The 21538-nt window shown below is 70.7% G+C and carries 18 protein-coding genes; 7 read left to right on the top strand and 11 right to left on the bottom strand.

From position 1 onward, the window contains the following. Positions 1-49 precede the first annotated feature (49 nt). Positions 50-511: a dinucleotide-utilizing enzyme gene (locus tag N3K63_RS06670; protein ID WP_261579379.1), complete on the top strand. Its 462-nt coding sequence runs from the start codon at positions 50-52 to the stop codon at positions 509-511. Positions 512-581: 70 nt separating this feature from the next. Here the strand turns inward: N3K63_RS06670 and N3K63_RS06665 are convergent, their stop codons facing one another. Beyond that, the gene (locus N3K63_RS06665) at positions 582-1514 is read right to left on the bottom strand and encodes a heme o synthase (RefSeq protein ID WP_261580058.1); all 933 of its coding nucleotides are present in this window, start codon (positions 1512-1514) and stop codon (positions 582-584) included. Between the two features lie 323 nt (positions 1515-1837). Here N3K63_RS06665 and tkt point away from each other — a divergent pair, with 323 nt between their 5' ends. The 6 genes from tkt to pgl are packed head-to-tail and all read left to right on the top strand — an operon-like array spanning position 1838 to position 9965. Beyond that, positions 1838-3949, top strand: a complete 2112-nt coding sequence (gene tkt / locus N3K63_RS06660) for a transketolase (protein ID WP_261579378.1) — start codon at positions 1838-1840, stop codon at positions 3947-3949. Then, positions 3946-5070, top strand: coding sequence for a transaldolase (tal, locus tag N3K63_RS06655; RefSeq protein ID WP_261579377.1), 1125 nt, complete (start codon positions 3946-3948; stop codon positions 5068-5070). The genes tkt and tal overlap by 4 nt, the downstream gene beginning before the upstream one ends. Beyond that, complete coding sequence (locus N3K63_RS06650; protein ID WP_261579376.1) at positions 5067-6686, top strand: glucose-6-phosphate isomerase; 1620 nt, start codon at positions 5067-5069, stop codon at positions 6684-6686. Before tal ends, N3K63_RS06650 begins: the two co-directional genes overlap by 4 nt. Before the next feature lie 10 nt (positions 6687-6696). Beyond that, positions 6697-8244 carry a glucose-6-phosphate dehydrogenase gene (zwf, locus tag N3K63_RS06645; protein ID WP_261579375.1) on the top strand — a complete coding sequence of 516 codons (1548 nt, stop codon included), beginning with the start codon at positions 6697-6699 and terminating at the stop codon, positions 8242-8244. Further along, positions 8241-9173: a glucose-6-phosphate dehydrogenase assembly protein OpcA gene (locus N3K63_RS06640; protein ID WP_261579374.1), complete on the top strand. Its 933-nt coding sequence runs from the start codon at positions 8241-8243 to the stop codon at positions 9171-9173. Before zwf ends, N3K63_RS06640 begins: the two co-directional genes overlap by 4 nt. Positions 9174-9185: 12 nt before the next feature. Next, positions 9186-9965 (top strand): 6-phosphogluconolactonase, encoded by a 780-nt coding sequence (gene pgl / locus N3K63_RS06635; RefSeq protein WP_261579373.1) that lies wholly within the window; start codon positions 9186-9188, stop codon positions 9963-9965. A 100-nt stretch (positions 9966-10065) separates the two neighbouring features. Here pgl and N3K63_RS06630 read toward each other — a convergent pair whose 3' ends face one another. The 10 genes from N3K63_RS06630 to uvrA form a co-directional block, all read right to left on the bottom strand. Next, complete coding sequence (locus N3K63_RS06630; protein ID WP_261579371.1) at positions 10066-10422, bottom strand: RNA polymerase-binding protein RbpA; 357 nt, start codon at positions 10420-10422, stop codon at positions 10066-10068. Continuing rightward, on the bottom strand, positions 10422-10670 hold the full coding sequence (secG, locus tag N3K63_RS06625) for a preprotein translocase subunit SecG (protein ID WP_121058978.1): 249 nt from the start codon (positions 10668-10670) through the stop codon (positions 10422-10424). The genes N3K63_RS06630 and secG overlap by 1 nt, the downstream gene beginning before the upstream one ends. 110 nt (positions 10671-10780) lie before the next feature. Next, positions 10781-11563 carry a triose-phosphate isomerase gene (gene tpiA / locus N3K63_RS06620; RefSeq protein WP_261579366.1) on the bottom strand — a complete coding sequence of 261 codons (783 nt, stop codon included), beginning with the start codon at positions 11561-11563 and terminating at the stop codon, positions 10781-10783. Next, on the bottom strand, positions 11563-12780 hold the full coding sequence (locus N3K63_RS06615) for a phosphoglycerate kinase (protein WP_261579364.1): 1218 nt from the start codon (positions 12778-12780) through the stop codon (positions 11563-11565). Before N3K63_RS06615 ends, tpiA begins: the two co-directional genes overlap by 1 nt. A gap of 9 nt (positions 12781-12789) precedes the next feature. Next, positions 12790-13800, bottom strand: a complete 1011-nt coding sequence (gene gap, locus N3K63_RS06610; RefSeq protein WP_261579363.1) for a type I glyceraldehyde-3-phosphate dehydrogenase — start codon at positions 13798-13800, stop codon at positions 12790-12792. 106 nt (positions 13801-13906) lie between these two features. Beyond that, on the bottom strand, positions 13907-14542 hold the full coding sequence (locus tag N3K63_RS06605; RefSeq protein ID WP_261579362.1) for a superoxide dismutase: 636 nt from the start codon (positions 14540-14542) through the stop codon (positions 13907-13909). 154 nt (positions 14543-14696) lie between these two features. Then, positions 14697-15674, bottom strand: a complete 978-nt coding sequence (whiA, locus tag N3K63_RS06600) for a DNA-binding protein WhiA (RefSeq protein WP_261579361.1) — start codon at positions 15672-15674, stop codon at positions 14697-14699. A gap of 42 nt (positions 15675-15716) precedes the next feature. After that, positions 15717-16634 (bottom strand): RNase adapter RapZ, encoded by a 918-nt coding sequence (rapZ, locus tag N3K63_RS06595; protein WP_390895118.1) that lies wholly within the window; start codon positions 16632-16634, stop codon positions 15717-15719. Between the two features lie 89 nt (positions 16635-16723). Beyond that, positions 16724-18616, bottom strand: coding sequence for an excinuclease ABC subunit UvrC (gene uvrC / locus N3K63_RS06590; protein ID WP_261579358.1), 1893 nt, complete (start codon positions 18614-18616; stop codon positions 16724-16726). Positions 18617-18621: 5 nt separating this feature from the next. Then, complete coding sequence (uvrA, locus tag N3K63_RS06585; protein ID WP_261579356.1) at positions 18622-21531, bottom strand: excinuclease ABC subunit UvrA; 2910 nt, start codon at positions 21529-21531, stop codon at positions 18622-18624. Between the last annotated feature and the right edge of the window lie 7 nt (positions 21532-21538).

The following is a 21538-nucleotide window of genomic DNA, read 5'->3' as shown; positions in this document are numbered from 1 at the left end:
GTGGGGGCGTGCCCTGCCCCGACGGGCACGCATCTTCTGAGGAGTCCCCATGAGCAACCGTCCCCGCCTGTCCCGCAGCATCCCCTTCTGGGGTCTGATCGTGGGATCGGCCGCCTCCGCCGGCGTCGGCGCCGCCCTGCTGCTCGACAAGCTCGGCGGCATGGACGCGCGCCTCACCGACGGCAGCGCGACCAGCAACGACGTGTACGTCGGCCAGATCTGGGGCGTCTTCGGCGCCATCCTCATCGGCGCGGGCCTGGTGGGTCTGGCCCTCGCGCTGACCGTCGCCTCGCTGTGCGCATTCGTCCCCCGCCCCGCCGCAGACGTCGTCGACGCCCCGGCCTTCGTCGACGAGACCGCGGATGCCGGTGCCGCCGAGCCCGCTCGCGACGGCGCGTCCGACGCCGACGAGACCGACGTCCCCGAGAACACCGACACCGACACCAACGGCTACGGCGTCGATCTCGGCTACAGCCGCCCCCGCGACGAGGAGTCGGTCACCACGCGCTGAGCACGCCCCGCGCGCGTCACCCCGTCGACCCGCGGCAGCCCTGTGCCGACCCCGCCCGAGCGGGCGCGGTTCAGAAGGGCAGCAGCGGGTCGACGGCGATCGCGACGAACAGCAGCGTCAGATAGGTGATCGAGGCGTGGAACACGCGCATCGGGCGAGCGACCTCGCCGCGCACGGCGCGGCTGTAGAGCACGTGCGACTCGGCGATGAACCAGCCGCCGAACACGAGGGCCGACACGGTGTAGACCAGGCCCATCTCCCCCACCGGGATGAGCAGCAGCGAGCACGCCACCGTCGCCCACGCGTAGAGGATGACCTGCAGGCCCACCTGGCTGCTGTTGCGCGTGGCACCCAGCATCGGCACGTCGGCCTCGACGTAGTCGCCCTTGTACTTCATCGACAGCGGCCAGTAGTGCGGCGGCGTCCACAGGAACACCAGCACGAACAGGATGACCGGCTCCCACGCCAGCGACCCGGTCACGGCCGTCCAGCCGATGAGCACCGGGAAGCAGCCGGCGATGCCGCCCCACACGATGTTCTGCTCGGTGCGGCGCTTGAGCAGCATCGTGTAGATCACGACGTAGAAGAAGATGGCGACGACGCTGAAGGCGGCGGCGACCCAGTTGGTCGTCAGCAGCAGCCACACCGTGGAGGCCACCGCCAGCGTCCACGCGAAGATGAGCGCGCCGCGCGGGGTGATCTCGCCGGTCACCAGCGGCCGGTTCTCGGTGCGGTGCATGTGCGCGTCGATGTCGCGGTCGAGGTACATGTTGAACGTCGCCGCCGACCCGGCGCTCATCGCGCCGCCGATGACGGTGGCCAGCACCAGCCACAGGCTCGGCATGCCCGCCTCGGCCAGGATCATCACCGGAACGGTGGTGACCAGCAGCAGCTCCATCACCCGCGGCTTGGTCAGCTGGATGTAGGCGCGCACGGTGCGACCGAGGGGTCGTCGGGTGGGGGTCGTCGCCTCGTCGGCTCGGCCGGTGCTCCCGGCCGCCATCGTCGTGTCCATCTCCCCCACAATCACCCGTGTCACGGACCCCGTCATTCTACGGTACGGGCGTCCGCCGGCCACGAGGGATGCCTCACATTCGGCGGGGGGACGCCGTGAGCGGACGGTGACCGCGCCGACACCCGGGCGACACCGTGGGCGCGAGGGCGCTCGACATACTCGTGTCACACAGGGTCAGGCACGGACCGCGGCAGAGGCCGCGGGACTATGCTGGATCCCATACGTGCGCCCGAGCCGAGCCCCCTTCTCCACTCCCGGACAAGGCCTTGCGGCACGGTTCGTCGGGCGCTCTTCATGAGAAAGGCTGCCGCGTGGCTGAACTTCGCTGGAACGAGATCGATGAGCGCGCGGTGGACACCGCGCGCGTGCTGGCGGCGGACGCCGTGGAGAAGGTGGGCAACGGCCACCCCGGCACGGCCATGAGCCTCGCCCCGGCCGCCTACCTGCTGTACCAGCGGGTGCTGCGCCACGATCCCGCCGACACGCACTGGCTGGGACGCGACCGGTTCATCCTGTCGGCCGGCCACTCGTCGCTGACGCAGTACGTGCAGCTCTACCTGGGCGGCTTCGGTCTCGAGCTCGACGACCTGAAGGCGCTGCGCACGTGGGGCTCGCTCACCCCGGGACACCCCGAGTACGGCCACACCAAGGGCGTGGAGATCACCACCGGCCCGCTCGGCCAGGGCCTCGCCTCCGCCGTCGGCTTCGCCTACGCGGCCCGCTACGAGCGCGGCCTGTTCGACCCGGAGGCCGCGGCCGGCACGAGCCCGTTCGACCACTTCGTCTACGCCATCGCCGGCGACGGCGACCTGCAGGAGGGCGTGACCAGCGAGGCCGGGTCGCTCGCCGGCCACCAGGGCCTCGGCAACCTGATCGCGATCTACGACTCCAACCAGATCTCCATCGAGGACGACACCAACGTCGCCTTCACCGAAGACGTCGCCGCCCGCTACGAGGCGTACGGCTGGCACGTGCAGACGGTCGACTGGAAGAAGACCGGCCAGTACGTCGAAGACGTCGCCGAGCTGTTCGCCGCCATCGAGGCCGCCAAGGGCGAGACCGACAAGCCGTCGCTCATCATCCTGAAGACGATCATCGGCTGGCCCTCGCCCGGCAAGCAGAACACCGGCAAGATCCATGGCTCGGCGCTGGGCGCCGACGAGCTGGCCGCGACGAAGAAGGTGCTCGGGTTCGACCCGGAGCACTCGTTCGTCGTCGCCGACGACGTGATCGCCCACACCCGTTCGCTGGCCGAGCGCGCCCAGACCGAGCGCGCCGCCTGGCAGGAGTCGTTCGACGCCTGGGCCGCGGCCAACCCCGAGCGCAAGGCGCTGCTGGACCGCCTCGAGGCCGGCGAGCTTCCCGCCGACCTGCAGGTGCCCGCCTTCGAGTCGGGCAAGGAGGTGTCGACCCGCGCTGCCTCCGGCCAGGTCATCAACGCCCTCGCCGCCCAGCTCCCCGAGCTCTGGGGCGGGTCTGCCGACCTCGCCGAGTCGAACCTGACCACGATCAAGGATGCCAAGAGCTTCATCCCCACCCAGTGGTCCACCCACGAGTGGTCGGGCGACCCCTACGGCCGCGTGCTGCACTTCGGCATCCGCGAGCACGCCATGGGCGCCATCGTCAACGGCATCAAGCTGCACGGGCCCACCCGTCCGTTCGGCGGCACGTTCCTGATCTTCACCGACTACATGCGCCCCGCGGTGCGCCTGGCCGCGCTGATGGACATCCCCTCGGTGTTCGTCTGGACGCACGACTCCGTCGCCCTCGGCGAGGACGGCCCCACCCACCAGCCGATCGAGCAGCTGGCGACCCTGCGCCTCATCCCGAACTTCACGGTGGTGCGCCCCGCCGATGCCAACGAGACCTCGGCCGCCTGGCACGAGATCGTCCGCCGCACCTCGGGCGGCCCCGTGGGCATCGCCCTCACCCGCCAGAACATCCCGGTGTTCCCGCGCGGCGAGGACGGCTTCGCCACCACCGACGGTGTCGCCAAGGGCGCGTACGTGCTCGTCGACGCCGAGGGCGGTCAGCCCGACGTCATCCTCATCGCCACCGGCTCCGAGGTGCAGCTGGCCGTCGCCGCCCGCGAGACCCTCGCCGCCGACGGCATCCGCGCCCGCGTGGTGTCGGCGCCGTCGCTGGAGTGGTTCGCCGAGCAGGACGCCGCCTACCGCGAGTCGGTGCTGCCGGCCGCGGTGACCGCGCGCGTGTCGGTCGAGGCGGGCGCCACCCCGCTGTGGCGGTCGATCGTCGGCGACGCCGGCCGGTCGATCGGCATCGACCACTTCGGGGCGTCCGCCGACTACAAGACCCTGTTCGAGAAGTTCGGCGTCACCGCCGACGCGGTCGTGAACGCGGCCCGCGAGACCCTGGCCACCGCGGGAGCGGCCGCCGCATCCGTCAAGGAGAACAACGCATGAGCACCCCCACCGAAGACCTGACCGCCGCCGGCGTCAGCATCTGGCTCGACGACCTCTCGCGCTCGCGCATCGACTCGGGCAACCTCGCCGAGCTCATCCGCACCCGCAACGTGTCGGGCGTCACCACGAACCCGTCGATCTTCCAGGCCGCCATCGGCAACAAGAACGACGACTCGTACGACGCGCCCCTCGCGGCCCTGGCCGCCACCGGCGCCGACGTCGACGCGGCGATCTTCGCGATCACCACCACCGACGTGCGCGACGCGGCCGACATCTTCCGCCCCGTCTTCGACGTCACCGGCGGCGTCGACGGCCGCGTGTCGATCGAGGTCTCCCCCGACCTCGCCCACGACACCGACGCGACCGTCGAGGAGGCCAAGAAGCTGTGGGCCACGGTCGACCGCCCCAACACGCTCATCAAGATCCCCGCCACCCTCGCCGGCCTCCCGGCGATCACGGCCGTGCTCGCCGAGGGCATCAGCGTCAACGTGACCCTGATCTTCTCGCTCGAGCGCTACGCCGCCGTCATCGACGCCTACCTCGCCGGCATCGCCCAGGCGCAGGCGAACGGCCACGACATCGCCACGATCCACTCGGTCGCGTCGTTCTTCGTGTCGCGCGTGGACACCGAGGTCGACAAGCGCCTCGTCGCCATCGGCACCTCCGAGGCGCTCGCGCTCAAGAGCAAGGCGGGCCTGGCCAACGCCCGGCTGGCCTACGAGCTGTTCGAGCAGCGCTTCGCCTCGCAGACCGCCGTGGAGCTCATCGCCGCCGGCGCCACCGTGCAGCGTCCGCTGTGGGCCTCCACCGGTGTGAAGGACCCGAACCTGCCCGACACGCTCTACGTCACCGAGCTCGTCGCCGGCGGCACGGTCAACACGATGCCGGAGAAGACCCTCGAGGCCACCTTCGACCACGGCAAGATCACCGGCGACACCATCACCGGCAACTACGCCGATGCGCACCAGGTGTTCGACGACCTCGCCGAGGTCGGCATCGACCTCGTCGACGTCACCCAGGTGCTCGAGGACGAGGGCGTCGAGAAGTTCATCGCTTCCTGGCACGACCTGAAGAACACCGTCCAGACCGCGCTGTCCGCCGCCGCGGAGCCCACGCGGTGAGCTTCGAGATCCACGTCTCGGGACGTGTCGCCGACGTCGTCGGCGACACGCTCCCCGGGCTCGTCGAGGCCCTGGTCGCCAGCGGTGTGACCGCCGGCGACCCCGACCTGTGGGGCCCCGACGCCGCCGACGAGGCCGGACGCCGCCTCGGGTGGGTGCAGGCCGTGTCGGTGTCGCGCCCGCTCGTGGCCGAGATCACGCAGCTGCGTGCCGAGCTCGTCGCCCGCGGGGTCACCCGCGTGGTGCTGGCCGGCATGGGCGGGTCGTCGCTGGCCCCCGAGGTCATCGCCCAGACGGCCGGTGTGCCGCTGGTGATCCTCGACTCCACCGCGCCCAGCCAGGTGCTGGCCGCCATCGACGGCGACCTCGAGGGCGGCGGGCTGGCCCAGACGCTGCTCGTCGTCGCCTCGAAGTCGGGCTCGACGGTCGAGACCGACGCCGCCCGCCGCGCGTTCGAGGCCGCCTGGAGCGACCTCGGCATCGACCCGGCCCAGCACATCGTGGTGGTCACCGACCCGGGCTCGCCGCTGGAGCAGTCGGCCCTCGCCGCCGGCTACCGCGTCTTCACCGCCGACCCCACCGTCGGTGGCCGCTACTCGGCGCTGACCGCGTTCGGGCTCGTCCCGGCGGGCCTTGCCGGCGTCGACATCGCCGAGTTGCTCGACGAGGCCGAGGCGACGCTGCTGGAGGTCGCCATCGACGACCCCCGCAACCCCGCCCTCGTGCTCGCCGCCGCGATCGCCGGGGGCACTCCCCGCCGCGACAAGCTCGTGCTCGTCAGCGACGGCACCCACATCGTGGGGCTGCCCGACTGGATCGAGCAGCTGGTCGCCGAGTCGACCGGCAAGCTCGGCACCGGCATCCTGCCGGTCGTGGCCCAGCCGCTGTCGCCCGAGCTCGACGCCGACCTCGCCGACGTGCAGGTGCTGCGCATCGTCGACGACGCCGAGCACTTCCGGCTGCTCGAGCAGAACCCGGGCGAGATCCTCATCAGCGGGTCGCTCGGCGCCCAGTTCGTCGTGTGGGAGTACGCCACCGCGATCGCCGGGCGTCTGCTCGGCATCAACCCGTTCGACCAGCCCGACGTCGAGGCCGCCAAGGTCGCCACGCGGGGTCTGCTCGACGAGCGGCCCGTGCCCGCGCCGGTGGCGTTCACCGAGAACGGCATCGGGGTGCGCTCCACCGACCCGGCGCTGGTGGCTTCCGGCACGCTGGCCGGTGTGTTCGCCGCGCTCGAGCACGCGATCCCCGCCGACGGCTATCTCGCCATCCAGGCCTACGTCGACCGTCTCGCGGTGCCGCAGCTGCAGGGTCTGCGCGAGCTCGTCGCCGCCGAGGCCGGCCGGCCCGTCACCTTCGGGTGGGGCCCGCGGTTCCTGCACTCGACCGGCCAGTTCCACAAGGGCGGCCCCGCCGTCGGCGTGTTCCTGCAGGTGGTGGAGGGGACCGAGGTCGACCTCGAGATCCCCGGTGCGCCGTTCACCTTCGGCGAGCTCATCGCCGCCCAGGCCGCGGGCGACGCGCAGGTGCTCGCCGCCCATGGCCGTCCCGTCGTGACGTTCGTGCTCGCCGATCCCGCGAGCGACGTGCTCACCGTCTTCGAAGCAGCCCAGTAGGAGTCCCCGAATGACAGCCGAGATCTCGCGCGCCCGGAATCCGCTGCGCGACCCCGACGACCGTCGCCTCAACCGCATCGCCGGGCCCAGCGCCCTGGTGATCTTCGGTGTGACCGGCGACCTGTCCCGCAAGAAGCTCATGCCCGCCGTCTACGACCTCGCCAACCGGGGGCTGCTGCCGCCCGGCTTCGCGCTGGTCGGGTTCGCCCGTCGCGACTGGGAGGACCAGGACTTCGCCGAGGTCGTGCGCGAGGCCGTGCAGGCCCACGCCCGCACCCCGTTCCGCGAGGAGACGTGGAAGCAGCTGCTGCAGGGCATCCGCTTCGTCTCGGGCGAGTTCGGCGACCCCGACGCGTTCGCGCGCCTGCGCGCGACCGTGGAGGAGCTCGACCGCGACCGCGGCACGATGGGCAACCACGCCTACTACCTGTCGATCCCGCCGAAGGACTTCCCGGTGGTGGCCAAGCAGCTGAAGGACTCGGGGCTCGTCGGCGAGGACGACGACCCGGCGTGCTGGCGCCGTGTGGTCATCGAGAAGCCGTTCGGGCACGACCTGCAGTCGGCCCGCGAGCTCAACGAGGCCCTCGAGGTCGCCTTCCCGGCCGATTCGATCTTCCGCATCGACCACTACCTCGGCAAGGAGACGGTGCAGAACATCCTCGCGATGCGCTTCGCGAACGAGATGTTCGAGCCGATCTGGAACGCCAACTACGTGGACCACGTGCAGATCACGATGGCCGAGGACATCGGCGTCGGCGGTCGTGCCGGGTACTACGACGGCATCGGGGCGGCGCGCGACGTCATCCAGAACCACCTGCTGCAGCTGCTCGCCCTCACCGCGATGGAAGAGCCCATCTCGCTGGATGCCACGCACCTGCGCGCCGAGAAGGAGAAGGTGCTGGCGGCCGTGCGGCTGCCCGAAGACCTCGCCACCGCCCAGGCCCGCGGGCAGTACGCCGGCGGCTGGCAGGGCGGCGAAGAGGTCACCGGGTTCCTCGACGAAGACGGCATGAAGCCCGATTCGACGACCGAGACCTACGCGGCCGTCAAGCTCGAGATCGCCACCCGCCGCTGGGCGGGGGTGCCCTTCTACCTGCGCACCGGCAAGCGGCTGGGACGCCGCGTGACCGAGATCGCCGTCGTCTTCAAGCGCACCCCGCAGCACCTGTTCCTGCGCACGCAGACGCACGAGCTCGGCCAGAACGCGCTCGTCATCCGCATCCAGCCCGACGAGGGCGTCACGCTCCGCTTCGGCTCGAAGGTGCCCGGCGCCGCCACCGAGGTGCGCGACGTGACCATGGACTTCGGCTACGGGCACGCCTTCACCGAGTCGAGCCCCGAGGCCTACGAGCGCCTCATCCTCGACGTGCTGCTGGGCGACCCGCCGCTGTTCCCCCGTCACGAGGAGGTCGAGCTGTCCTGGCGCATCCTCGACCCGATCGAGAAGTACTGGAGCGCCCAGGGCGGACCGCTCGAGCAGTACTCCCCCGGTTCCTGGGGTCCCCCGTCCGCCGATGAGCTCTTGGCCCGTGACGGCCGCGTCTGGAGGCGCCCGTGATCGTCGACCTGCCCGACACCACCGTGTCGAAGATCGCCCGCTCCCTCGTGAGCGTGCGCGAAGAGGGCGGAGCGGTGGCTCTGGGCCGTGTGCTCACCCTCGTGATCGCCACCACCCACGGACTCGAGGAGGAGGCCATCGAGGCCGCCAACGACGCGTCCCGTGAGCACCCGATGCGCGTCATCGTGCTGATCGCGAACACCGAGGGCGACGCCAAGCTCGACGCGCAGATCCGCGTCGGCGGCGACGCCGGGGCGAGCGAGGTCATCGTGCTGCGCGCCGGGGGCCCCGCCGCCGGCAACGCCGAGGGGCTCATCACGGGCCTGCTGCTGCCCGACGCGCCCGTCGTGGCGTGGTGGCCCGACTTCCCGCCGGCAGAGCCGGCGACCTCGCCCATCGGGGCCATCGCGCAGCGCCGCATCACCGACGCCGCCACCAAGCCCTACAGCAAGGACCGCCTGTCGACGCTCGGCGTGGGCTACGCCCCCGGCGACACCGACCTGTCGTGGACGCGCCTGACCCACTGGCGCGAGCAGCTGGCCGCCGTGCTCGACCAGCCGCCGTACGACGAGATCACCGCCGTCGAGGTCGTGGGCAGCAGCTCGTCGCCCTCCACGGCGCTCCTGGCCGCCTGGCTGCGCCTCAAGCTCGAGGTCGACGTCACGTGGCGCTATGCCGCTCCGGAGGACTGGGATCACGGCATCCAGTCGGTGCGCCTGACCCGCGCGTCGGGCGTCATCGAGCTGGCCCGCCGCGACGACGTCAACGCAACGCTCACCCAGCCCGGTCAGCCCTCGCACGACGTGGTGCTCCCCCGCCGCACGCTGCGGGAGTGCCTCGCCGAGGAGCTGCGTCGGCTGGATGCGGACGTCCTGTATGGTCGAGTCATCACGGAGGGCTGGAAGCTACTCGGCCCGCCGGTGTCATAGGAGGCAGGCGCGATGGCCGAGTTCTGGACCGAGAAACGCGTCGTGATCAGCCCCGATCCGGGTGCCCTCACCGCCTCGGTGGCGCGGCGTTTCCTCGAGCGCATCACGAGCCGTCTCGCCGAGGGCAAGACCGCCCACGTCGCCCTCACCGGCGGTGTGATCGGCACCGAGGTGCTGCGTGCCATCGGCGCCGATCCGGCGCGCGAGGCGGTCGACTGGACCCGGGTGCACTTCTGGTGGGGCGATGAGCGGTTCGTGCCGCGCGGCAGCGACGAGCGCAACGAGCGCGGCGCCCGCGAGGCGCTGCTGGACCGTATCGCGGTGCCGGCCGAGAACGTGCACGTGATCGCGTCCTCCGACGCGGGGCTCAGCATGGACGAGGCCGCCGAGGCCTACGCCGCCGAACTCGCCCGCTTCGGCAAGCGCGACCGCGCCTGGCCATCGTTCGACATCTGCTTCCTCGGGGTGGGCCCCGACGCGCACATCGCGTCGCTGTTCCCCGACCGCGCCGAGATCCAGGTGCGCGACCGGGCGGTGGTGCCGGTGCGCAACGCCCCGAAGCCGCCCGCCGACCGCATCACGCTCACCCGCCCCGTCATCAACGCGTCCAAGCGCGTCTGGATGGTCGTCTCGGGCGTCGACAAGGCCGGTGCCCTGGGCCTGGCCCTGGCCGGCGCGAGCTACGACAGCGTGCCCGCCGCCGGCGCCAAGGGGCGCAAGCGCACCATCCTGTTCGTCGACGAGGATGCCGCGGCCAAGGTGCCGCTCGAACTCATCGATCAGGAGTACTGAGTCGACCCGCGCCCCGAGACGATCGGGGCGCAGAAACGAGAAACGGCGGCCGAGCGGCCGCCGTTTTCGTTGTAAGGGGGGTGTGCCCGCGGGCGCGGGCTCAGCCCTGGCCGCGACGCTCGCGCAGCTGGCGCAGTGCGTCGTCGAGCAGCTGCACCGCCTCGTCGTCGCTGCGACGCTCCTTCACGTAGGCGAGGTGCGTCTTGTAGGGCTCGGTCTTGGCGACGGCGGGAGGATTCTCCTTGTCGCGGCCGGCGGGGAGGCCGGAGTGGGGCGAGTCGATCGTCTCGGGGATCTCGTCCTCGGCGATGCCGGCGGCGAAGTAGCGCACCGTCTCGTTGCCGAGGGCGTCCCAGTACGACACCGCCAGGCGGTCGGCGTGGTGGCCGTGGTCCTGCTCGCCCATCGGGCCCGCGCCGACGCGCGTGCCACGGATCGCGTTTCCTCCGGTAGCCATCAGATCCCCTGGAACTTCGTGATGAGACCGAGTGCGACGATCGCGACGAACCAGACCAGCGCGAGCACGATCGTGAATCGGTTGAGGTTGCGTTCTGCCAGACCCGACGAGCCCATCGCGGAGCTCATGCCGCCGCCGAACATGTCGGACAGGCCGCCACCGCGGCCCTTGTGCAGAAGGATCAAGAGGGTCAGCAGGAGGCTGGTGATGCCCAGCAGCACCTGAAGCACGAGCTCGAGGATGTCCACGGTGGATGAAAGCCTTTCGCGGCGCCGACTGCGGCGCACAAGGGTCGAGTATACCGCGCGGTGCGGCGCGGCCCCTCCGGGCCGCGCCGCACCGGTGATGTCGGGTGCGATCAGACGCCGACGTGCTTCTGGTAGCGGATGATCGCGGCGAACTCCTCCGCCACGAGGCTCGCGCCGCCCACGAGGGCGCCGTCCACGTCGGGCTCGCGCATGAAGCTGGCGATGTTGCCCGACTTCACCGAGCCGCCGTACAGCACGCGGGTGCGCTCGGCGGCGTCGGCGCCGAGCGTGTCGGCGATCACCTCACGCAGCGCCGCACACACCTCCTGCGCCTGTGCGGGCGAGGCCACTTCGCCGGTGCCGATGGCCCAGACGGGCTCGTAGGCCACGACCACATCGGCGTCCGAGGGCAGGCCCTTCAGCGCCGCCTGCAGCTGCGCGACCGAGACCGCGGTGGGTCCCGACTCCTCGCGCTGCTCGAGCGTCTCGCCGACGCAGATGACCGGCACGAGCTCGTGCTTCAGGGCCGCCTGCACCTTGGCCGCGACGACCTCGTCGGTCTCGTGGTGGTACTGGCGACGCTCGGAGTGGCCGATGATCACGTAGCCGCAGTCGAGCTTCTTCAGGAAGGCGCCGGAGATCTCACCCGTGTAGGCGCCCGAGTCCTTCGTCGACACGTCCTGCGCGCCCAGGGCGAACGGGATCTTGTCGGCGTCGATGAGCGTCTGCACCGTGCGGATGTCGGTGAACGGCGGGAAGACGGCGACCTCCACGGAGCCGTCCTCGTGACCGGCGTCCTTCAGGGTCCAGTGCAGCTTCTGGACGAACGCGACCGCCTGCAGGTGGTCGAGGTTCATCTTCCAGTTGCCGGCGATGAGCGGTGTGCGCGCCATCAGTTCTCCCATCCGAGGATCTCCAGCCCGGGGAGCTTCTTGCCCTCCAGGAACTCCAGGCTCGCGCCGCCACCGGTGGAGATGTGGCCGAACTGGTCGTCGGCGAAGCCGAGCTGACGCACGGCCGCGGCCGAGTCGCCACCGCCGACGACCGACAGGCCGTCGACCTCGGTGAGCGCCTGGGCGACCGTCTTGGTGCCGGCGGCGAAGGCCGGCATCTCGAAGACGCCCATGGGGCCGTTCCAGAACACGGTCTTCGAGTCGCGGATCGCGGCGGCGAACAGCTCCGCGGTCTGCGGCCCGATGTCCAGGCCCATGCCCTCGGCGCCGAACGCGGTGTCTTCCAGCGCGTCCGCGGCGGCGACGACGTGGTCGGCGTCGGCGGCGAAGCCGGCGGCCATGACCGCGTCGACGGGGAGGATCAGCTCCACGCCGCGCTCCGCGGCGTCGGCGATGTAGCCGCGCACGGTGTCGAGCTGGTCGACCTCGAGCAGGCTCTTGCCGACCTTGTGGCCCTGGGCCGCGAGGAAGGTGAAGAGCATGCCGCCGCCGACGAGGATCTTGTCGGCGCGCGGGAGGAGGTGCTCGATGACGCCGAGCTTGTCGCTGACCTTCGAGCCGCCGAGGACGACCGCGTAGGGGCGCTCCGGCTTCTCGGTGAGGCGGTCGAGCACGTCGACCTCCTTCTCGATCAGGAAGCCCGCAGCCGACGGCAAGAGCTCGGCGAGCTCGTAGACCGAGGCCTGCTTGCGGTGCACGACGCCGAACCCGTCGGAGACGAGCGCGTCGCCGAGGGCGGCGAGCTGCTCGGCGAAGGCGCGACGCTCGCCGGCATCCTTGGCGGTCTCCCCCGCGTTGAAGCGGAGGTTCTCGATGACGGCGATGTCGCCGTCTTCCAGGGCCGCGGCGGCCTCCTGGGCGGAGGTGCCCACGGTGTCGCCGGCGAAGGCGACGGGCTTGCCCAGCAGCTCGGACAGGCGCTGGGCGACCGGCTCGAGGCTGTACTTGGGGTTCGGCTCGCCGTCGGGGCGTCCCAGGTGCGAGCACGCGATGACGCGGGCGCCCTGGTTGATGAGGTGGTTCAGGGTCGGAAGTGCTGCCCGGACACGACCATCGTCCGTGATGACGCCGTCCTTGAGGGGGACGTTGAAGTCAACACGGACGATGATGCGCTTACCGGCCAGCGAACCCAGCGAATCGAGGGTGCGCAGAGCCATGGTGTCGGCTCAGAGCTTCTCGGCGACGAGCTCGGTGAGGTCGACGAGACGGTTCGAGTAGCCCCACTCGTTGTCGTACCAGGACGACACCTTGACGAGGTTGCCGCTCACGTTGGTCTGACCGGCGTCGAAGACCGACGAGTGCGGGTCGAGCTGGATGTCGCTGGAGACGATGGCGTCGTCGTTGTACTTCAGGAAGCCGACGAGCTCACCCTCCGCAGCGGCCTTCTTGTACGCGGCGTTGATCGCCTCGACGGTCAGGCCCTCGGTGGGGGTGATGATCGTCAGGTCGACGATCGAGCCGGTGGGAACCGGCACGCGGTACGACGAGCCGCTCAGCTTGCCGTTGAGCTCGGGCAGCACCAGGCCGATGGCCTTGGCCGCACCGGTGGAGGCCGGGACGATGTTGATCGCCGCGGCGCGCGAGCGGTGCAGGTCGCTGTGCGGGCCGTCCTGCAGGTTCTGGTCGGCCGTGTAGGCGTGAGCGGTCATCATGAAGCCGCGCTCGATGCCGAAGTTGTCGTTGAACACCTTGGCGAGGGGGGCGAGGCAGTTGGTGGTGCACGACGCGTTGGAGATGACGTGCATCGTCGCGGGGTCGTACGAGCCGTCGTTGACGCCCATGACGAAGGTGCCGTCGACGTCGGTGCCCGGCGCCGAAATGATGACCTTCTTGGCGCCGCCGGCGATGTGCTTCTTGGCGTCGACGGCCTTGGTGAAGCGGCCGGTCGACTCGATGACGATGTCCACGCCCAGGTCGCCCCAGGGGAGGTTGGCCGGGTCGCGCTCTTCGAAGACCTTGATGGCCTTGCCGTTCACGGTGATCGAGTCGGCGTCGTAGGACACCTCGGCGTCGAGACGGCCGCCGACGGAGTCGTACTTGAGCAGGTGCGCAAGCGTCTTGTTGTCGGTGAGGTCGTTCACCGCCACGATCTCGAGGTCCGCGCCCTGCTCCAGGGCGGCGCGGAGGAAGTTGCGTCCGATGCGGCCGAAGCCGTTGATTCCGATCTTGACAGCCACGGAAATGTCTCCTGATTGTGTCGTGCGCGAATGCGCGGTTATTGCGGTTTCAGACTTGGACAACGGCGTCCAGGGTGGCCGCCCGGAAAACCGGGCGGCCTGACGATCATGACAGTACCAGCAGCCCCGAGGTCTTCTCTCGCGCCGTTTCAAAGCGCTGGGCCACGTTCGCCCAGTTCGCGATGTTCCACGCGGCCTTGACGTAGTCGGCCTTGACGTTGAGGTAGTCGAGGTAGAAGGCGTGCTCCCACATGTCGAGCTGGAAGATCGGGACGGTGCCCTGGGCGGTGTTGGACTGCTGGTCGAACAGCTGCTGGATGATCAGCTGGGCGCCGATCGGGTCCCAGCTGAGCACGGCCCAGCCCGAGCCCTGGATGCCGGTGGCAGCGGCCGTGAAGTGGGCCTGGAACTTGTCGAAGCCACCGAAGAACTCGTCGATGGCCGCACGCAGCTCACCCTCGGGCTCGCCGCCGCCGCCGTTGCCTGCGGGCGCCAGGTTGGTCCAGAAGATCGAGTGGTTGACGTGACCGCCCAGGTTGAAGGCGAGGTCCTTCTCGAGCTTGTTGACGTTCGCGAGGTTGCCCGACTCGCGCGCCTCGGCGAGCTGCTCCAGCGCGGTGTTCGCGCCGGTCACGTACGCCTGGTGGTGCTTCGAGTGGTGCAGCTCCATGATCTTGCCGCTGATCGACGGCTCGAGGGCCGCGTAGTCGTACGGGAGTTCCGGGAGCGTGTACTTCGCCATGTTCTCTTCTTCCTGTCGGCGTCGCGCTGGTGCGCGACATTTCCTTCCGGCGCCGCACCGTCGCGCGGCGGAGGGGGACGTTTTCATCCTATTGACCGACAACACCGACACCAGGGGTTGACTTCCCTCGTGACGTGAAGAGTCGATGAGAACCTCAGTCCTCCAGGCCGGCAGGGACCGCCGATTCGGTGTCGGGGATGCCGTCGGCGGCGGCCTTCTTGTCGGCCATCGCCAGCAGGCGCCGGATGCGGCCGGCGACGGCATCCTTCGTCAGCGGCGGGTCGGCGTGGTGGCCGAGCTCGTCGAGGCTCGCGTCGCGGTGGGCCAGGCGCAGATCGCCGGCCTGCTTGAGGTGGTCGGGCACCTCGTCGCCGAGGATCTCCAGCGCCCGCTCCACGCGCGCGCACGCGGCGACGGCGGCCTGCGCCGAGCGGCGCAGGTTCGCGTCGTCGAAGTTGACCAGGCGGTTGACGCCGGCGCGCACCTCGCGGCGCTGACGCAGCTGCTCCCAGGCGCCGGCGGTCTGGGCGGCGCCCATCGCGGCCAGGGCGCCGCGGATGGCCTCGCCGTCGCGGACGACGACACGGGGGGCTCCGCGCACCTCGCGGGCCTTGGCGGCCACGCCCAGGCGGTGGGCGGCGCCGACGAGGGCCATCGCCGCCTCCCCCGACGGGCAGGCGATCTCGAGCGCGGCCGAGCGGCCGGGGTCGGAGAGGGTGCCGGCGGCGAGGAAGGCCCCGCGCCAGATGGCGGCGAGGTCGTGGCGGGCGCCGGTGGTGAGCTTGTTGGGCAGGCCCCGCACGGGCCGGCGACGCTGGTCGAGCAGGCCCGTCTGTCGGGCGAGGGTCTCGCCGCCGTCGATGACGCGCACCGCGAAATGGCCGCCGGCGCGCCCGCCCGAGGCCTGCACGTGGGCGATCTCGGGGCGCACGCCGTAGATCTCCATGAGGTCGCGCGCGACGCGGCGCGCGAGCGCCTCGGACTCCACCTCGGCCTCGACGGCGACACGGCCGGCGATGGAGTGCAGCCCGCCGGAGAAACGCAGGAGCGCCGTGACTTCGGCGATCCGGGCCGTGGGACGCGGGTCGCGGAGGGCCGCCAGCTCGGTCTTCACGTCAGCGGTCAACGACACGGCGATCCTTCGGTCGAACGGGTGGGGGAACGATCTTCCAGCCTACTCGCGCCCGAGGTCGCGATGTTTCACGTTGACGGCCACCCCGGGCACCTGCTCGAGGCGGCGCGCGAGCTCGATCGCCGTCACGACCGACCGGTGCTTGCCGCCGGTGCAGCCCACCGCGACCACCGAGTGGCGCTTGTTCTCGTTCTGGTAGCCGAGCAGCACGGGGTGCAGGGCCGCCGCGTACGCGTCGATGAACTCGGTCGCCCCGGCCTGCGCGAGCACGTAGTCGCGCACCTCGGCGTCCTCCCCGGTGTGGGCGCGCAGCTCGGGCACCCAGAACGGGTTCGGCAGGAACCGCATGTCGGCGACGAGGTCGGCGTCGGGGGGCAGTCCGTACTTGAAGCCGAAGCTCATCACGGTGGTGGTGTGCTTCGCGTCGCCGTCGCCGGCGAACACGTCGACGATGCGGGTGGAGAGCTGGTGGATGTTGAGGGTGCTGGTGTCGACGATGACGTCGGCGGCCTCGCGGATGACGGCCACCCGCTCGCGCTCGCGTCGGATGCCGTCGAGGATCGTGCCCTCGCCCTGCAGCGGGTGCGGGCGGCGCACCGCCTCGAAGCGGCGCACCAGCACCTCGTCGGAGGCGTCGAGGAAGAGCACGCGCAACTGGCTGGCATCCCGCAGCGCGCTGGTGACGGCGGGCAGCTCGCGGAAGAGCGTGCGGCCGCGCACATCGACGACGGCGGCGATCTTCGGCATCGCCGATCCGGCCGCGCCCGACAGCTCGAGCAGGGGGCGCAGCATCTGCGGCGGCAGGTTGTCGACGACGTACCAGCCGAGGTCTTCGAGCGCGTTGGCGGCGGTGGTGCGACCGGCCCCGGACATGCCGGTGACGATGAGCACCTCACCGGCGGGCTGATCGGCGCTCGGCGCTCGCTGCCCGTCCCCCTGGAGCTCTGCCACGCCCGCCATCCTTCCGCTCGTGCGTCCAGCCTAGCGACCGCGGCGGGGCACGAGTGCGGCGGTCGGTGCCGCGGTGATCACGCCGGGGTCAACGGTGGTCAGCGGGCGGCCAGATGCTTGTGGATGGCGGCGGCGAGGGTGGGTCCGATGCCGGGCAGCTCGGAGATCTCCTCGGGGGTGGCCTGCTTGAGGCGGGCGACCGAGCCGAAGTGCTTGAGCAGGGCGCGGATGCGGGTGTCGCCGAGCCCGGGCACCTCGGCCAGCACCGTGGAGATGTCGCGCTTGCGGCGCTTGCGCTGGTGGGTGATCGCGAAGCGGTGGGCCTCGTCGCGCAGTCGCTGCAGCAGGTAGAGGGCCTCGGAGGTGCGCGGCAGGATGACCGGGTACTCCTCCCCCGGCAGCCACACCTCTTCGAGGCGCTTCGCGATGCCGCACAGGGCGATCTCGGTGTGGCCGGCGTCGTCGAGAGCGCGTGCGGCGGCCTCGACCTGCGGACGGCCGCCGTCGACCACGAGCAGCTGCGGGCGGTAGGCGAACCGCGGCTTCTTGCGGGTGGTGACGACATCGCCGTCGGCGGTGGCGTCGGGCACCTCCACCGGCTCTGGCTCGTCGACGTGCGCCAGGCGCCGGGTGAGCACCTGGTAGAGCGAGTCGGTGTCGTCGGTGGTCTCGGGGACGCCGAACGAGCGGTACTGGTCTTTGCGCGGCAGGCCGTCTTCGAAGACCACCATCGAGGCGACGACATTCGTGCCGCTGAGGTGCGAGACGTCGTAGCACTCGATGCGCAGCGGCGCCTCGTCCAGGCCCAGCGCCTCCTGCAGGTCGCCGAGGGCGCGGGTGCGCGCCGCGTAGTCGCTGGTGCGCCGGGTCTTGTGCAGGATCAGCGCCTGCTGGGCGTTGCGGGTGGCGGTGCGCAGCAGCTCGGCCTTCGAGCCGCGCTGGGCCAGCTGCAGCGACACGCGCTTGCCGCGGCGGGCCTGCAGCCAGGCCTCGAGCTCGGCGGCGTCGTCGGGCAGCGAGGGCACGAGCACCTGGCGCGGGATGTCGGAGGGCGCCGCTTCGCCGTAGGTGCGCTGCAGCACCTGGTCGACGAGCTCGGCGCCGGAGATGTCGAGCTCTTTGTCGATGGTGAGCGCGCGCACGCCGCGCACGCGCCCGCCGCGCACGACGAAGTGCTGCACGGCCGCGGAGAGCTCGTCTTCGGCGATGCCGAACAGGTCGGCATCCGTGTCTTCCGACAGCACCAGCGCCGACCGGTTCAGCACGGCGTCGATCGCCTGCAGCCGGTCGCGGTACAGCGCCGCCGATTCGTAGTCCAGCGCCGCCGCCGACTCGCGCATGCGGGCGGTGAGCTCGCGGGTGATGCGCTTGTCGCCGCCGGAGAGGAACGCGACGAAGTCGTCGACGATCGCTCGGTGCTCCTCGACCGTCACCCGCATCGAGCACGGTCCCCCGCAGCGGCCGATCTGCCCGGGGAAGCAGGGGCGCCCGGTGGCCATCGCCTTCTTGTAGGACGCGTCGCTGCAGGTGCGGATCGGGAAGACCTTGATCATCAGGTCGATCGTGTCGTGCACCGCCCACACCTTCGGGTAGGGCCCGAAGTACTTCGCACCCTTGATGCGGCGGTTGCGGGTGACGATCACCCGCGGCGCCTCGTCGCCGAGCGTGACCGCCATGTAGGGGTAGGACTTGTCGTCCTTATAGCGCACGTTGAACGGCGGCGAGAACTCCTGGATCCAGGTGTACTCGAGCTGCAGCGAGTCGACATCGGTGGCCACCACGGTCCACTCCACCGAGGCGGCGGTGAGTACCATCCGCCGGGTGCGCTCGTGGAGGGTGTGCAGCGGCGCGAAGTAGTTGGACAGACGCGCGCGCAGGTTCTTCGCCTTGCCGACGTAGAGCACCCGGCCGTCGGCGTCGCGGAACCGGTACACGCCGGGGTCGGTGGGGATCTCCCCCGGCCGCGGCTTGTACGGCAGCTGGTCGGCCACCGGCCTCACCCCGCCTTGCGCGCGCGCGGCTCCCGGGCCTCGAGCACGACGGGCGCGGCGAGCACCTCGGCCAGGAACGCACCGGTGTGACTGCCGGACACCTTCGCGACCTGCTCGGGGGTGCCGACGGCCATGACCTCGCCGCCCCCGGCGCCGCCCTCGGGCCCGAGGTCGATGATCCAGTCGCTCGACTTGATGACGTCGAGGTTGTGCTCGATCACGATGACCGTGTTGCCCTTGTCGACCAGGCCGCCCAGCACCTCGAGCAGGCGCGCGACGTCTTCGAAGTGCAGACCGGTGGTCGGCTCGTCGAGCACGTAGATGCTGCGACCGTTCGAGCGACGCTGCAGCTCGGTGGCGAGCTTGACGCGCTGCGCCTCGCCGCCGGAGAGCGTGGTGGCCGACTGGCCGAGCCGCACGTAGCCGAGGCCCACGTCGACCAGCGTCTTCATGTAGCGGTGGATGGCTTGGATGGGCTCGAAGAACTCCGCGGCCTCGGAGATGGGCATCTCGAGCACCTCGGCGATGTTCTTGCCCTTGTAGTGCACGGCCAGGGTGTCGCGGTTGTAGCGCTTGCCGTGGCAGACCTCGCAGTCGACGTAGACGTCGGGCAGGAAGTTCATCTCGATCTTGATCGTGCCGTCGCCCGAGCACGCCTCGCAGCGGCCGCCCTTGACGTTGAACGAGAACCGGCCGGGCTGGTAGCCGCGGGCCTTGGCCTCGGGGGTCTCGCTGAACAGGGTGCGGATGCGGTCGAACACGCCGGTGTAGGTGGCCGGGTTCGACCGCGGCGTGCGGCCGATGGGCGCCTGGTCGACGTGCACGACCTTGTCGAGGTTGTCGAGACCAGTGACGCGGGTGTGCTTGCCGGCGACCCGCCGGGCGCCGTTGAGGCGCTGGGCGAGCACCTCGTAGAGGATGCCGTTGACCAGCGACGACTTGCCCGAGCCGCTCACCCCGGTGACCGAGGTGAGCACCCCCAGCGGGAAGTCGACGGTCACGTTCTTGAGGTTGTTCTCGCGCGCGCCGACGACGGTGACCTGCCGCTTCTTGTCGATCTTGCGGCGCTTGGTCGGGGTCGCGATGGCGCGGCGGCCGCTGAGGTAGTCGCCGGTGAGCGAGCGCGGGTCTTCCAGGAGCGAGGCGAGCGGCCCGGAGTGGACGACCTCGCCGCCGTTGACGCCGGCGCGCGGGCCGATGTCGACGACCCAGTCGGCCGCGTGGATCGTCTCCTCGTCGTGCTCGACGACGATGAGCGTGTTGCCGAGGCTCTTCAGCCGCACGAGGGTCTCGATGAGCCGGCGGTTGTCACGCTGGTGCAGGCCGATCGACGGCTCGTCGAGCACATAGAGCACGCCGGTCAGGCCGGAGCCGATCTGGGTGGCCAGGCGGATGCGCTGGGCCTCGCCGCCGGAGAGCGAGCCCGCCGAGCGGCTGAGGCTCAGATAGTTCAGCCCCACCTGGATGAGGAAGTCGAGGCGCGCGCGGATCTCGCGCAGCACCGCCGCGGCGATCTTGGCTTCGCGCTCGGTGAGCTCGAGGTCGGCGAAGAAGGCCTGCGCGTCGCCGAGGCTCAGCCGTGAGGCATCCGCGATGGAGTGGCCGTGCACCTGCACGGCCAGCACCTCGGGCTTCAGGCGCGCACCGTCGCAGACGGGGCACGGCACCTCGCGCAGGTACTCCGACCAGCGCTGGCGCTGCGTGTCGGACTCGGCCTGGGTGTACTGGCGCTCGATGTAGGGGATGACGCCCTCGAAGCCCGACGAGTAGCGCATCTCACGGCCGTAGCGGTTCTTCCACTTGACGGTGACCTTGTAGTTCTCGCCCCGCAGCACCGCGTCTTTGACCTCTTGGCGGAGCTTGCGCCACGGGGTGTCCAGCGAGAAGTCGAGGTCGTCGGCGAGACCGACCAGCAGCCGCTCGTAGTACTGGAACAGGCCCTTGCCCTGCGTGGTCCACGGCAGGATGACGCCCTCGTTGATCGAGAGCTCTTCGTCGCCCAGCATGAGCTCGACGTCGACCGACATGCGTGTGCCCAGGCCCGAGCAGGCCGGGCACGCGCCGAACGGCGCGTTGAACGAGAAGGTGCGCGGCTCGATCTCGGTGAGCTGCAGCGGGTGGCCGTTGGGGCAGGCGAGCTTCTCGCTGAAGCTCTGCCACGCGTCGTCGCCCTCGTCGTCGACGAAGTTGACCTGCATGACCCCGCCCGCCAGGCCCAGCGCGGTCTCGACCGAGTCGGTGATGCGACTGAGGATGCCGGGGGCGGCCACGAGCCGGTCGACGACCACGGCGATGTCGTGCTTGTAGCTCTTCTTCAGCGTGGGCGGCTCGGCGAGCTGGATGAGGTCGCCGTCGACCACGGCGCGGGCGTAGCCCTTGGCCGAGAGCTCTTTGAAGAGGTCGACGAACTCGCCCTTCTTCTGGCTGACCACCGGCGCGACGATCTGGTAGCGGGTGCGCTCGGGCAGCTCCATGAGCTGGTCGGCGATCTGCTGCACGGTCTGCCGCTGGATCTGCGCGCCGCACTCGGGGCAGTGCGGGATGCCCACGCGCGCCCACAGCAGGCGCATGTAGTCGTGGATCTCGGTGATGGTGCCCACCGTCGAGCGCGGGTTGCGGTTGGTCGACTTCTGGTCGATCGACACGGCGGGGCTGAGCCCCTCGATGAAATCGACGTCGGGACGGTCGACCTGACCGAGAAACTGGCGGGCGTAGGAGCTCAGCGATTCGACGTAGCGGCGCTGACCTTCGGCGAAGATCGTGTCGAAGGCGAGGCTGGACTTCCCCGACCCGGACAGGCCCGTGAACACGACCAGGGAGTCGCGCGGGATGTCGAGATCGACGTCTTTGAGATTGTGGACGCGAGCGCCGCGGACACTCAGTGTCGAGTCGCTGGGGACGGGGACGATAGGCACCGCACAA

Source organism: Microbacterium festucae, assembly GCF_025421715.1.
Classification (GTDB): Bacteria; Actinomycetota; Actinomycetes; order Actinomycetales; family Microbacteriaceae; genus Microbacterium; species Microbacterium festucae.
Note: the sequence above shows the minus strand (reverse complement) of the source record. Positions and strands in the feature narration are given on the sequence as shown.